Origin of the sequence: Rugosimonospora africana (assembly GCF_016862975.1) — a bacterium.
Lineage (GTDB): Bacteria > Actinomycetota > Actinomycetes > Mycobacteriales > Micromonosporaceae > Rugosimonospora > Rugosimonospora africana.
Genome location: NZ_BONZ01000030.1, coordinates 1 through 12,699, shown reverse-complemented (window position 1 = coordinate 12,699; position 12,699 = coordinate 1). Strand labels below are relative to the sequence as shown.

Sequence of the window (12,699 nt, the reverse complement as noted above, 5' to 3'; positions counted from 1 at the left end):
CCCGCCCGGGCACCTCGCCGTGCGACTAGCTAGTTGCCGTCGAGTCCCCAGAAGTTGGCCCCGAAGGCCAGGAAGTTGACGGCCACCGTGACCGGAACCTGGAAGAAGTTGTCCGTGTGAAACACCGCTGTTCCGAAGGAGGCCCCGTCCAGGAGACTGAAGACGCAGCTGTCGGCTCCCCCGCCCCCGATGCACGATGCGATGTCCTTGCGGAAGGCCACCAGGTTCACCACGATAGCCAGCGGTCCGCAGACGACATCGACGACGGGAATCAGGGCACAGACGGACAGCGCCGGCCCGATCAGACCGAGGTTGTTCCAGACCCACGTCGCCCCGACGGCGATCGCGTGCCCGGTCATGTCCGCGGCCTCGCCCACGGCGTTGCGCACGTCCTCGTAAAGCGTCCGCTCGTGATGGAGTTCCCGGCCGTGGATGACGGTCAGTTCCGGCGGGGCGTTGTAGCCGCCGACCCGGCCCCGTGGTCCGTCCGCGGCGTCCCAGTCGTGCTGCGCCGCCCGTTTGACCGCCGCCTCCCGTTGCGCGCGACGCTCGGCCTCGTCGACCAGCTTGCGGCAGTAGTTCTCGTCACCACGCTGGCAGCTCGCACCGAAGTCCTTCTGGCCCGCGTGCGACACGGGTGGTGACGAGGACTTAGGCGTCGCCGGCGTCGGCGGCTTCGGCGAGTTGCCGCTCGCGGCGGGCGGATGCGGGTAGTAATGACCGGCATCGGCCCAGCCGTAGTCGCCCTCGCTGATGGCCCGGCCGTCGGGGTCGCTCATCGTGGTCGGGTTGTTGCCGGCGTACGCGTAGGCGTTGAACTGTTGCGGGTCCCGTGGGTCAAGGACCGGATCGACGGACAGGAACCTGCCGGTCGCCGAGTCGTACTCCCGGGCGCCGAGGTGGGTCAGGCCGGCGGGCTGCTCGATCCCGCCGACGAAGCCGTGCGATCCGGGCCAGGGCGGTGGGGTGCTGTCACGGGTGTTGCCAAATGGGTCGGTGCGGCGTTCGGTGAGCTTGGCGGTACTCGCGTTGATGGAGAGGTCGTCCGTGCCGTGCTGGTCGTGCGCCATCCAGTTGAGCCCGGCCACTCCTCCGGCCGTACGCACCGCCACCGTGGCGCCGCCGAAGGTGTAGTAACGGGTGCTGCTGCTCTGCTTGGTACCGGCGTTGTAGCGCAGCTCCGCACCGTCCAGGTACACGACGACGGTGCCGCCGCTGTCCTTGCTGGCGATCAGGTTGGTGTCGGCGTCGTACTGGTTGGTGGTGACCGTGGTGCCGTCGGTGACGGTGCCGACCTTGCCGTACGGGGTCCAGGTCAGCGTCTGGGTACCGTCGGGTGTGGGCCGGCTGGTCGTGTTGCCCGCCGCGTCGTAGCCGTAGCCGCCGGTGGCCGCCGCGGACACGCCCGCACCGCCGACCGAGGCGATCGCGTGCGGCCGGGGCCGGCCGCCGTTGGGGTACGTGTAGGTGCGGGTGACCGCAGCGAGTGCGGTACCGGCGGTTGCGGCGACCGGGTGGACGGTGTCGGTGTGCCGGTTGCCGACCGCGTCGTAGGTGTAGGACGTCCAGTACGGCGCCGGGCCGCCGATGCCCGTGCCGGGCGCCCCGCAGCCGGTGGCCGTGGTGGTCCACGCCTCGATGAGCTGGCGCATCGGGTCGTAGGCGAAACACTGCCGGTCGGTGTCGCCGATGAACGGCGTGTCCGCGACACTGGTGACGTTGCCCGCCGGGTCGTAGCCGGTGTTCACGTCCTGTACCGACCGGGGTGCCTGGCCACTCACCTGGTCGCGCTGGCGGTCGACGGTGGTGCGGATCAGCCGCCGGGTACCCGGGTCGAAGTAGAAGGTCTGCAGCGCCTGCTCGGGGTCGTCGCCGAGCTGGACCTGTGCCAGCTCCCCGAATTCGGTGTAGGCGGCGTCGTGTACGTAGTGGTTCGCGCCGCTCATCGCGTACGGGTTACCGAAGCTGTCGTACGAATAGCTGAGCGTCTCCGCCGCGATGCCCGGCATGCTGGGCAGGCTCACGGTCGCCGGGCTGCCGTCCGGCTTGTAGGTCATGCTCGTGGTGAAGCTCGTGCCCCAGCTGCCGGCGGGGTCGACCTGACCGGGCGGCAGGGTCAGCCGTTTTCCGGTGGGCCGGTAGGCAGCGTCGTAGCCGGTGATCGCGCTGGTGTATTCGTCCGCCCCGACCTTCCGGGTGGACGAGGTGAGCTGTCCCTTGAGGATCGTGTCGTAGGTCCACGAAGCCAGCAGCGCACCGCTCGGCGAACCCTGCCGCTCCTCGACCTTGCGGCCGAGTTCGTCGTACCGGTAGGCAGTGGTGACTCCCCGAGCATCGGTGGTGCCGATCACCTGGCCGGCGTCGCCGTAACTGGTGGTCGAGTCGCCCTTGTCCGGGTCGCTGCTGGCGGTCCGGTGGCCGAGCAGGTCGTAGCCGTACCGCCAGGTGTTACCGCCGACGTCGGTCATGGTGGCCAGTTCGTCGCCGTCGGTCCAGGTGTAGCCGGTGACGTCGTGCTGCCCGCTCAGCGCGCCGCCGGCCGCCGGCCGCTGCTGGTAGCGCCACACCGCCGTGGCCCGGCCGCGGGCGTCGGTGTACGTGGCCGTCGGCGTCCCCCCGACCGGCGGGGTGACCTCGGTGTGGTCGCCGAAGTACCGGGTACTGGTGCGGAACAGCTCGGCGCCCAGCGACCTGGTCACCGACTCGGTGGCCCGTTCGGCGGCGTCGAAGGTGGTTCGGGTCATCCGGGGAACCGCGGCGTCGGCGACGCCGACCAGTGCGGTGCCGGGTGTGCCGCCGTCGGAGTACGGCCCGTTGGTCTGCACCGCCAGGCCGCGCGAGTCGTAGAGGGTGTCGCTGAGCACCCGCAGTGCGCCGGCGCCGGTCGGGTTCGGCCCGGGCTGCTGGGTCTGCCGCGGCCGCAGGAACCCGTCCAGAAGTTGGTAGCCGGTCAGCGTGTTGTTGTTGGCCTTCAGAGTGGTGGTGCTGGTCCAGCTCGGACCGTCGGGGCGTACCTGATAGGCGTAGCTGGTGTTCGGCCCGTCGCCGCCCGCCCTGCTGCGGCCGGGCTGCCACACCCCGGTCAGCCGGCCGAGCGCGTCGTAGGTCTGGTCGGTGCGTCGTAGGTTGGCGTCGACGGTGCCGGTCGGCGCGCCGACCGTCGGGTTCAGTTCGCTGGTGGTGCTGTGGCCCAACGGGTTGGTCACGGTGGTGCGGGTCGGCAACCCGGTGGCCGGGGTGTAGCTGGTGGTCGTCTTGTGGTCCAGAGCGTCGAACGCGTCCAGCGGGCGGCCGTAGTCGTCGTAGCTGCCGCGGGCGGTCGTGATCCAGGTGGCCGCGTCCTTGAGCTTTTCGGTCCGGGTGACGTTTCCGGCGGTGGGTGCCGCGGCCAGCGCGCCGCCGTCGTAGTAGGTGCGGGTGCCGGAGACCGCGTCGCCCGGCCCGGCCGTGGTCCCACACGCCACCGCGTCCGTTCTGACCTCGACCGGCAGTTCGATCAGCCAGCTGGTCTCGTTGCGGGCGTAGGTCGTCGTGGTGCACCGGTCGTCGTCGGGCGTGCCGGTGTCGCCCAGGTCGCTGTTCTCGACCGGCAGACCCTGGTCGTTGTAGCCGGTGTCCGTCTGGGTGGTGCGCCAGCCGCGGGTGCTCCCGTCGGGATTCTGCAGGGCGGTACGCGTGACGGTCCTCCCGGTCCGTACCACGTAGGACTGCGAGGTGCCCTGGGTCGCGGTCGGCCCGTGTTGCCAGGGATCGTTGATCGTGCTGGACAGTACCGGGCCGTCGACGCCGTCGTAGGTGATCTGTTCGCGCAGGAACCCGGCCAACTGCTCGTCGTCGTTCCACTCCACGCCCTGCGAGTCCTTGACCGTACCGGGCCGGGTGCCGCCGGGCAGGTGGTCGCCGCGCATGCCCCGGAAGTACGTGTACCGGGTGGCCGACGGGGTGAGCTTGTCCGGGTCGCCGTGGGTGACCACGACTTCCTGGTAGCCGCGATACTGCGACCAGGTACGGAAGTCCGGCGGCACGAGCGGGTTGTCGTTGTAGTGCCAAGCGGCACCGCCGTTGTACCGGTAGCTGGTCACCTCGGTCGGTTGCCCGCCGACCCGGTCCTCCAGGGACACCGAGGACACCACGTACTTGTTCATCCAGTCGTGGCGCAACTGGTCGCCGTCGGGGGTCCAGGTGGCCGGGAAGCAGCGGCTGGTGTTGGTTTCCGGCGCCGGCAGCGCCGTGGGCGAGCAGTCGGTGTCCGCGTAGTCGACCCAGGTCCATCCCCCGGACTCGTTGTTGATCCGGTGGATGCGCCACTTGTTCAGCGGCAACAGCCCGTCGGTGTCGGAGTTGACCCGGTTGGCCCTCGGCACCCCGTCGAACACGACCTCCGGCAGGGTGACGTTGCCACCCGTCACGTTCTCGCCGGCGGCCAGTCCGGTGTGGACGATGCCGTGCAACCACAGCGACGCCGTGGTGCCGTCGGTGTTCTCCGGGTACAGGTGGTTCAGCGTCCACCGGTCGACGCCGCGCCACGCGCTCCCGTCCCATACCCGCGTGGTGACTGTGGCGAGCCGCTTGGTGGACCAGAACGTCGGCGAGTAGTGGATGCCGCAGTTCTGCCCGTCCGCGCACGCCTGGTCGGCCGGCACGTCCGGGGCCGGGTTGCCCCGTTCGGCCGACTCGAAGACCACCTGAGCCGACGGGTGCTGTCCACTGCGCGCGCCGTACTCGATGTGCTCCAGCACCCCGCCGCGGACGTAGGGGGTGGGTTTGCGCGCGTCGACGTCACGGCTGTAGTTGTTGGTCTCCGGGGTGTAGAAGTAGTCGATCACGTTGCCGCGCGCGTCGACGACCTGGTCGAGGTTCCAGCGGTACGCCTGCTGGCACCAGGAGGCGTCGAAAGTGGACTGGTGGCACGGTTCACCCGGGTCGTTGCCGAAGACCGGCTCGGTCCACGCCGCACCGTTGCCGCGGCCGAAGAAGTACTGGGTTCCGTCGGTGGTGGTCACCTTCCAGTACTCGCCCTGGTTGGCGCCGTTGCCGGCGCCGGTCAGATGCTCGACCCGGGAGCCGTCGTCGTTCTTCGGCCGCCAGAGGTTGCCACCCGCGGGTACCAGAACCGAGGAGTGTCCCTCGAACGTGAGGGTGGCGTTGTCGGTCGCCCAGCACAGGTCCCCGGTCCTCTTCGACGGATCGGTGATGTCGTCGAAGCATGCCTTGTAGCCACGGTCGATCGAGCCCGGCCACAGAGACCACCCCTCGCCCACCCACGACGGCTGGTTGTTGGTCGCGGCCGTGTGCCCGTCCACGGCTGCCGACGAGTACGACAGCGCCAGGTCGGGCTGCAACCCACCGGGCACCGCCGGTACCCGCAGCGGGTAGGCGTAGTCGAAGTCGCCCGACTGGGTCGACACCGACCAGGTCCCGGACGGTGCCAGCGAGGTGGCCTTGTAGCTGCCGGTCTGCCCGTCCGGTGCCGCGGTCAGCGCGTACGTCTCGGCGCTGCCGGCGAGCGCCACGTCGGCGGTGATCCGCCCGGTCTTCAGGTCGTTGCCGGTCGGCAGAACCGTGGCCGGGCCGGTACCGTCCGGCAGCCGCACCAGCCGCAGTCGCGCCGCCCAGTCGCCGCCGTACGCGTGGCGGAAGGCCGCATAGTCGAGGTGCAGCGGCACCGTGGTGGCGTCGGCCTTGCCGTCCGCGCGCTGCAGCCGCAGGATCAACCCGTCCACGCCCTGCGCCGACGTCGCCGAACGGTCTGCCACCTCGACCCGGACGGCCGGCGCGGACGAGTCGGTCCAGACCGGCAGCCCGCCCGGCCGGGCGGGATTGTTCGGGCCGGCCGCCGCGTCCACATTGGCCGTGCCGGCGCCGGGCCAGGACACCACCGGGGCGGTGGGCGCGACCGCGGCCGAGGTCGCGTCGTCCGGCAGTTTCTTCACCGGTACGCCGGATCCGTCGATCAGGTGCGCCGCGTCGGGTTTGCGGGGCGGCCAGGTCGCCCCGGCCGCCTGTGCCGGGATCGGGGCCTGCATCAGGCCCACCACGACGGCCACGGCCATGATGGCGGCGAGAATGCGACGCATCATTGGTTGCCTCCGAATTCGGTGATCACATAGCCGAGCGGTTGACCGGTCTCCGGGGCGCCCTCGCAGAACCGGTCCAGCGACTCGAACCGGTCGCCGTCCACGTCCCGGCAACCAAACAGGGGCGCCGTCGTCGCGGCGCCGGGGGGCAGGTCGTCGGTGGGCCACACCCAGCCGGTGGTACCGAGTTTCTGGCCGCCCTCGCAGGCGGCGGCGGTGGACAGGTACTCGTCGGCACCGTCCAGGCAGACGTACAACGTCTGCCCCACATCGGTCATCGAGACGTACCCCAGGCGGGCCTGCGCGGTGTAGATGCCCGGCTGGTGCCCGCCGGTGGCGCTGGTCCACCGGGTCCCGCCCAGTTCGCTGAAGCGGATCAGCGGCGCGTACAGCCGGGTGTAGCCGAGGGTTCCCTCGTTGCGGATGTGGTCCGAGGTGCTCTCGCAACCGGCGTCGTTGGAGATGAAGTGGTCGCCGTTGGCCAGCACCACGCAGCGGTACACGGCCTGGGTCGGCACTCCCGGCGGCGGCGTGCTGTACATCAGCCCGGCCGGCCCCAGCACCTCGTGGTCGGCGCAGGTGTCGGACAGGTCGAGGAAAAAGCCGCCGGAATAGCGGCAGGAGTACACCATCTGGGTATTGGCCGCGGCCACCGGAGCGGCATACCCGAGCACCCCCTCCAGGTGGTAGCCCGGCGGCACCGGGCCCGGCCCGGCGTAGTGGCGCCCGTCGTCGCCGGCGAACCGCTCGAACGCCCCGCTGTACAGCGACGGCGGGCTCGGGTCGGTCTGTCCGCTCAGCGCGGCGAGCTGCGGATCGGACGGCACACCGGTGTAGGCGTGCACCTCGTCGATGGCGCCGGCCCACCATTCGCTGCCGGCGCCCCGCCCCAGTACCAACGGGCCGGTCGTGTCCGGCGTGCCCGAGGCGACGGACGCGCTGCCTTCCAGCGCGGCATCGACATAGATGCGCAGCGCACCGGCCCCGGCGTCGTACACGCCGGCCAGGTGGGCCCACTGGTTGGCAACCGGTGCCTTCTTCGCGGTCACCGTGGTGCCGTCCGGCAGCCGGAACGCCCACTTGCCGGTGTCGCCACGGTACTGCAGGGCGAAGCCGTCCTGGCTCACAGCGGTGTGGGTGCCGCCGTCCACCGTCTCGAGCTTCACCACGGCAGTCAGCGTGAAGCTGGAACTGGTGCGCACCGCCGGTCCGGCCGTGGCGGCCGCGCCGGCACCGGCGACGTGGAACGCGCCGCCACCCACCCGGCCCGGTACCCAGGACGCGTCGCCGCTGAGCACGACCGTGCGATAGTTGCCGGAGATATCACCGGGATCCCGGTCGAGCGGGTAATCCGCCTCCTCGACCGGCGGAGTGGCCAGCCGATCGATCTCGCTGCGCGGCACGGAGCCGTTGGGGTCCGCGGGATCCGCCGGATCCGCCGGTTCCAGCGAGGGGACGTCGGTCAGCACCCGGTCGTAGACGCGCACCTCGTCGAGCGCGCCGACCCAGCCGCCGGTGTAGCCGCCGCCGGACTTGCTCCGTCCGATCTGGACTCCGCCGGTGGCGTTCCACGACACGGTCACCGGAGCGGTGCCCTGCAGCACCCCGTCGACGTACAGGCGCGTTTCGTGGGCGGGTGCGTCATACACCCCGATCAGGTGCGTCCACGCGCCGACCCGGGGAGCGGCGGTGGCCGGTACCGCCACCGCAGACCCGACGGCGTCGGTCGGGTTCAGCTGGAAGGCGAAGCGCTGGCTCCCGGCCAGGTAGCCGAGCAGGAAACCGGGCACGGTACCGCCGTCCTGGCTGACCGCCGCGTGCGTGACGCCGTCCGACCGGTCCAGCCTCACCCACGCCGCGACCGAGAAACTCTGATCGGTACGCACCGCCGGGCCGCCGCCGGGAGCCACATAGGAGTCGGCGCTCCCGTCGAACCTGAGCGCGTCGCCGAGCCGACCCAGCACCCACTGGTAGGGTCCGGCCGCGACCGTCCCGTTGTGCGCGTGCGCGGCCGACGAGTCCGGTACGGCCGTGTCGTCCCGGCCGCCGTCCAGCCGCCACTGCGCCACCGGGCCGCGCCCGCGCAGCACGCTGAATCGCAGATTGCGGCAGGCACCCACGTTGTCGGCCCGGTCGACCGCGGCCACCCAGAGATCCCAGGTCGCCGCCTTCAACGGGGTCACCGCGATCGAGGCCGACTCGGTCCGCTGGCCGCCGGGGAAGGACACCACCTGCTGGCTGTCCACACTCGACGGCGTCGTGCAGGTTCCGCCGCCTTGCGTCAGCCCGTACCGGAAGCTGACCACCCCGGGGTCGCCGCTCGTCGCGATGAAAGTGACCGGCGAACCGGCCGTCGACGGCGGCTGGGACGCGCTCAGCTGAACCTCCGGAACGGCCGGCGCGGTGTTGTCGATGTCGACCTGGCACCACCCGGAACCGGTCTGCGGCCCCCAGGGCCCGTTCACCCGGCCGTCGCCGGAGCGTGCGTGCCAGGAGAGCTGCCGGCCGTCGGCGAACGTCGCGGCCGGAATCTGCGCGGTGAACTCCGAGCCGTTGCCCAGCGGGCCCGGATTCGCGCCGCCGACCCTGCCGCCGCCGCGGTCCGCCCACTCGAATTCGGTCCACAGGCTGTCGGCCGGGTCCGGGTCGGTGGCGACGGTGCGCAGCGTCAGCGGGCTCGCCGCGTTGTTGACGTAGTTCGGGTTCGTCGGATCCGTGCTGCACGCCACCGTCTTCGTGCCCGCCGAGATGAACGGGCTCGACGGCGCGTTCGGCGGCCAGTCGTAGTGCACCAGCAGGGTGAAGCCGTCGAGCTTCTTCCACGCCAGCTGCTCACCCTCGTTGTTCGCGTGCAGCATGAACGCCACGTAGTCGGTCCGGGTGACGTCGTTGGAGTAGCGGACCTGGTCACCCACTCCCCAGCCGATCCAGGCCGGCCCGCAACTGGCGTTGTAGCCGTGCATCTCCGCCCGCGGCCCACCGATGGCGCCGGGAAACGAGCTCTGCTGGTTCCTCCAGGTCAGTCCCTCCCCGAACGGCAGCACGTGCTCCAGATCGACCGCGATGTCACGCCCACCCCCGTTGCAGCTGGGCGCGTACACCTCGTGCGCGTTGAACTCGGCACCGCTCGTCTGGCCCGGGATGTTCAGAATGGTTGCACCGTGCAGCGCCCTGATGTCGAACTGCACGTAGGTCCGGGCGATCCCGATGCCGTTGCAGGTGCCGTCGTTGTAGCACTGGCCCACCTTGGCCACCGGACCGTCGGGGCCACCGTTCCAGTACGCCTGATCCGGCTTGCCGGAGAACACCTTTGCCCAGCCTGCCCCCGGCGGTGGGAAGTCCCCGCCGGAAGCCGCCGCCGCGTGCCGTGTCTCGCCGGCCCGCGCAGGCCCAACGGCGTGCAACCGCGCGGTGAAGGTGCCGTCCGGCTCGGCGAACACCTCCTGCGCCGCCGTTCGCTGGGACAGCACCTCCACCCGGCGCCCGGACGCGTGCGCCGCGGCCACCGCACGGGCCACCTCGCTCACCGCCGCCGCTGGTCCCGCGTCCGGCGGCGATATCGCCGCTTGCCCGACGCCGGGCGGCACACCCAGCACCACCACAACGACCAGGCCGGCCCAGAGAATCCTGCGCATTGTGCCCCTTCCCCCGACTCATGAACCCGCGGCAGGGGCACCGCCGTCGGGTGAACAACGGTCCGGTTTCCTTGCCCACGGAGCGAACGCCGGCGCCCGGTGCTGGCGAGCCGCCACGTGAGCCCGGGCGTTCAGTCAGCGAGAGCGTCGATGCGGTCGAGCGAGATGCCCGGCCAGCTCAGGCAGGGCGCGAGTTCGACGTAGCTGTGCACTGGCGGAACCGTATTCGCCGCCCACCCCGTGAGGACAGGTCCGGCGGCCATCATGTCCGAGATTCTGGAAAACGTGTCCGGCGAACGGCCTGGCGCGCTTCTACGATGGCGACATGCACGAACGGCGCGTGGTCGTCGTCGGCTATGACGGCATCGAGCTGGTGGACGTTGCGAGCGTCACCAGCTGTCTCGACATGGCCAACCGGCTCGGTGCGACACCCGCCTACACCTGCCGGTTCGCCACCTTGTCCGGCGGCGCGGCGCGTTGTGACTCCGGGTTGGAGCTGCCCAGCCAGATAGCGTTGCGGGACGTGCTCCGCCCGGTACACACCCTTGTCGTCTCCGGCGGTCTCGGGCACGCCGCAGCCGCCGCGGACCGCGACCTTCTCGCCCAGGTGCAGAGGCTGGCCCGAGGCGCAAGCCGCGTGGCGTCGGTGTGCACCGGTGCGAGCGTGCTCGCCGCGGCCGGGCTGCTGGACGGTCGGCGGGCGACCACGCACTGGAACTACGCCGCCGAGGTGGCCGCCGCGTATCCGGCAGTGCGATTCGACCCCGCGCCGATCTTCGTACGGGACGATCGCGTGTGGACGTCCGGCGGCGTCACCTCGGCGCTGGACCTCACCCTGGCGTTCGTGGAGGCCGACCACGGCGCCGAATTGGCCCGCTGGGTAGCCATGGGCATGGTCACGTACCTGCAGCGACCGGGCAACCAGGCGCAGATGAGCATGTTCGTGCGTGCCCGGCGCCCCGAGCACGCCGTGGTGCGGCGCGTCCTCGACCACGTCACGGCCAATCCCGACACGGACCTCTCCACCGTCCGGCTCGCCACGGTGGCCGGTGTGAGCGAGCGGCACCTCACCCGGCTGCTGGTCACGCACGCTGGGCAGACCCCGGCCCGGCTCGTCCGCCAAGTGAGGCTGGAGGCGGCGGCCACCGCACTGGTCACCACCGACCAGGCCGTCTCGGCCATCGCCAAGGCGACCGGGTTCCGCTCCGGCGAAACCCTGCGCCAGGCGTTCAGCGCGTGGTTCGGCATCTCGCCGACGCAGTACCGAACGGTCCACCGTCGGCGCGCCGAGAAGTCCTGACAATCTCCGAGCTGGATGTCCATCTTCTGGCTCCGTGGTCGCCTTCTGGTTCCAGCGATCGGTCTTCTGGCTCCGGCGATCGGCCTTGTGGTTCCAGCGATCGGCCTTTTGCCTGGACATCGGCCTTCTGGCTCCGGCGATCGGCACAGGACACGGCCGAGAGTCGACCTCGACGGCGGCTACGCCCTACGGTGGCGGAATGACCCCGGAGGAGATGGTGGCCGCAGCGATCGAGGTCGCGGAGGCCGGGATGGCCGCGGGCGAGATGCCGATCGGTGCGATCGTGGTGATGGGCGACGAGGTTGTCGGTAGCGCGTACGCCTCAGAACACACGCTGCGGCGGCACCTCGTGCATGCCGACCTGCTCGCCATGATTCAGGCGGACGCCAAGCTCGCGTTCGCCAAACGACCGCAGCCACTGCGCCTGGCCGTCAATCTCGAGCCGTGCGTGATGTGCCTGGGCGCCGCCATGGTGCTGGGCGTCACCGATATCTACTACGCACTCGAGTCGCCAGGCGACGGCGGCGCCGGGATCGCCGCGTCCTGGAAGAACAGCCCGGACACGCCGTTCTTCGTCGCGCCCCGCGTGGTGGGCGGGATCCGACGCGCGGAGAGCCGGGACCTGTTCCGCCGGTACTGCGAGGATAGGCCGGACAACACAGCGACCCGCTGGGCCCGCACCCTGATGGAACCGCAGCAGTGATCCCGCGTCATCGACGGCCCCGGGCCCTATGCGCAAGGTGGACAGGACGGCGGTGAGCCGATGATCAGATGGTGAAGCCCCCGTCGACGTTGACCGTAGCCCCGGTGATGTAGCGTCCGTCCGGGCTGCTGAGGAACGCCACCACGTTCGCCACGTCGGCTGGCGCCGCATAGTGGCCGAGGGCTGTGTACCCGTTGATCGTGTCGGCATTAGGACCGTCAGCCGGGTTCAGTTCGGTATCCGTCGGCCCCGGATTCACCAGGTTCACAGTGATCGCCCTGCCGCCGAGTTCGCGTCCGAACGCCTTGGTCAGGCCGACCAACGCGGTCTTGCTCATCGCGTACAGGGAAAAGCCCGGAAACACCGCCCGCTCCGCCATGTTGCTGCCAATGTTGATGATCCGCCCACCGGCCGACATGTGGCGTACCGCAGCCTGGGAGGCGACGAACGGCGCCCGGACGTTGACCGCGACCGTCTGTTCGAACTCTCCCAGGCTCAGTTGCTCCAGTGGTCCGAGCAGGAACGCGCCGGCGTTGTTGACCAGGATGTCCAACCGGCCCAGCTCGCCGGCGGCCCGGTCAACCGCGGCGACGACAGCCGCTGGGTCGGCACTGTCCGCCTGCACGGCGATCGCCCGCCGTCCCGCGGCCTTGATCTGATCCACCACGTCGTCGGCGCGTTGTTGATTCTGTTGAAACGTCAGCGCCACATCGGCGCCTTCCTCGGCCAGGCGCAGCGCCACGGCAGCGCCAATGCCACGACCGCCACCCGTAACCAGTGCTACCTTGCCGTCAAGCGCGTTCTTCATAGCGGAAAGTCTCGTCGACTAAAACGCTGGCGTCTGGCGGTGATCGGACGTCGCGTTCGTATCACCCCGATAGCAACCAGCGACCCTGGATTCAGTCCTCGGACGTCGGGAGCGACAACGCCCGTCAGGGTTATCCACAGCCCCTTCTATGTAGGTCGAAAGTGTCGTAGCCCGTC

5 protein-coding genes are annotated in these 12,699 nt (G+C 70.5%); 2 read left to right on the top strand and 3 right to left on the bottom strand.

Going from position 1 to position 12,699, the window contains the following annotated elements; genetic code table 11:
• Nucleotides 1–29 precede the first annotated feature (29 nt).
• Together Raf01_RS15135 and Raf01_RS15130 are read right to left on the bottom strand one after the other, a co-directional pair.
• Nucleotides 30–6,080 (bottom strand): RHS repeat-associated core domain-containing protein, encoded by a 6,051-nt coding sequence (locus Raf01_RS15135; protein ID WP_203918510.1) that lies wholly within the window; start codon nt 6,078–6,080, stop codon nt 30–32.
• The gene (locus Raf01_RS15130) at nt 6,077–9,712 is read right to left on the bottom strand and encodes a LamG-like jellyroll fold domain-containing protein (RefSeq protein WP_203918509.1); all 3,636 of its coding nucleotides are present in this window, start codon (nt 9,710–9,712) and stop codon (nt 6,077–6,079) included. Before Raf01_RS15130 ends, Raf01_RS15135 begins: the two co-directional genes overlap by 4 nt.
• A 325-nt stretch (nt 9,713–10,037) precedes the next feature.
• Here Raf01_RS15130 and Raf01_RS15125 point away from each other — a divergent pair, with 325 nt between their 5' ends.
• Together Raf01_RS15125 and Raf01_RS15120 are read left to right on the top strand one after the other, a co-directional pair.
• The gene (locus Raf01_RS15125) at nt 10,038–11,012 is read left to right on the top strand and encodes a GlxA family transcriptional regulator (protein WP_203918508.1); all 975 of its coding nucleotides are present in this window, start codon (nt 10,038–10,040) and stop codon (nt 11,010–11,012) included.
• A gap of 199 nt (nt 11,013–11,211) precedes the next feature.
• Nucleotides 11,212–11,715, top strand: coding sequence for a deaminase (locus tag Raf01_RS15120; RefSeq protein WP_203918507.1), 504 nt, complete (start codon nt 11,212–11,214; stop codon nt 11,713–11,715).
• 64 nt (nt 11,716–11,779) lie between these two features.
• Here Raf01_RS15120 and Raf01_RS15115 read toward each other — a convergent pair whose 3' ends face one another.
• Nucleotides 11,780–12,523 (bottom strand): SDR family NAD(P)-dependent oxidoreductase, encoded by a 744-nt coding sequence (locus Raf01_RS15115; protein ID WP_203918506.1) that lies wholly within the window; start codon nt 12,521–12,523, stop codon nt 11,780–11,782.
• Nucleotides 12,524–12,699 lie beyond the last annotated feature (176 nt).

Bases quoted from the DNA above. Each gene is read 5' to 3' on its own strand.
- Raf01_RS15115 (WP_203918506.1), bottom strand. From the start codon at position 12,523: ATGAAGAACGCGCTTGACGGCAAGGTAGCACTGGTTACGGGTGGCGGT.
- Raf01_RS15125 (WP_203918508.1), top strand. From the start codon at position 10,038: ATGCACGAACGGCGCGTGGTCGTCGTCGGCTATGACGGCATCGAGCTG.
- Raf01_RS15120 (WP_203918507.1), top strand. From the start codon at position 11,212: ATGACCCCGGAGGAGATGGTGGCCGCAGCGATCGAGGTCGCGGAGGCC.
- Raf01_RS15135 (WP_203918510.1), bottom strand. From the start codon at position 6,080: ATGATGCGTCGCATTCTCGCCGCCATCATGGCCGTGGCCGTCGTGGTG.
- Raf01_RS15130 (WP_203918509.1), bottom strand. From the start codon at position 9,712: ATGCGCAGGATTCTCTGGGCCGGCCTGGTCGTTGTGGTGGTGCTGGGT.